The following is a 685-nucleotide window of genomic DNA, read 5'->3' on the forward strand; positions in this document are numbered from 1 at the left end:
TTATCCTCCTAATTAATTAAAATATTCCTTTTTGTATTGCAAATATAAAGAATCCTACTAGTGTTGTAATCATTGTGCCAATTAGCCATTTCAACATGCTTGTAAGTGAGTTTAAATTCTCACACAATGCTTTTAACTCTGCCTTAGATTCTATATTTGCCACTTTTAATTCGTCTATTTCATCATTATGTTTATTTATTGTTACCTCATGTCGTTTCAAATTGTCTTTGAAAAGTTCTTCATTCATGTAAGCCTCCTAATAATTGAAATAAAAAAGAACCGTTTATAATATCGGTTCTGTTGGTGTTTCTTCTTTATTTAATAAACCTGTTAACTCTAAATATTGTTCTTCTGTAATCCTATTTACTGCATAGAATACATCCATTTTATGTTGCAAATCCTCTTTAGTGCTATAGTTCTTTTGTTCTATCATTAATTTTAATAAGTTATACATATCATTTCCTCCTAAATATTATTTAATTTGATATTTTCTACTTCAAATGCTGTGTTTATTATCTCAGAATCTCTATTTTTATTTTCTTCTTTTAACATACTTAATTCTTTTTCTAATGCTTGTAATCTCTTTTGTTCATCTGTCAAAACGACTTCTATGTCTCTGATGTTTAGTTCTTTTGTAACTGGATTTATAGACTCTATATACTGTTTACTATAGTCTATACTTCCA

At 27.0% G+C, this 685-nt stretch carries 2 protein-coding genes and 1 pseudogene; all 3 read right to left on the reverse strand.

The genetic code is table 11. From position 1 onward, the window contains the following. Positions 1-16 precede the first annotated feature (16 nt). Positions 17-247 carry a hemolysin XhlA family protein gene (locus KGF39_RS19420; protein WP_077699836.1) on the reverse strand — a complete coding sequence of 77 codons (231 nt, stop codon included), beginning with the start codon at positions 245-247 and terminating at the stop codon, positions 17-19. A 36-nt stretch (positions 248-283) separates the two neighbouring features. Beyond that, complete coding sequence (locus KGF39_RS19425; protein WP_227823571.1) at positions 284-454, reverse strand: hypothetical protein; 171 nt, start codon at positions 452-454, stop codon at positions 284-286. An 11-nt stretch (positions 455-465) separates the two neighbouring features. Beyond that, positions 466-685: pseudogene (locus KGF39_RS19430) on the reverse strand (hypothetical protein); the annotation flags it as partial.

Origin of the sequence: Clostridioides sp. ZZV14-6345 (assembly GCF_020657775.1) — a bacterium.
GTDB classification, from domain to species: Bacteria; Bacillota; Clostridia; order Peptostreptococcales; family Peptostreptococcaceae; genus Clostridioides; species Clostridioides difficile_D.

Excerpts from the sequence above, each read along its gene's own strand:
- KGF39_RS19420 (WP_077699836.1), bottom strand. The coding sequence starts at position 247 with ATGAATGAAGAACTTTTCAAAGACAATTTGAAACGACATGAGGTAACA.
- KGF39_RS19425 (WP_227823571.1), bottom strand. The coding sequence starts at position 454 with ATGTATAACTTATTAAAATTAATGATAGAACAAAAGAACTATAGCACT.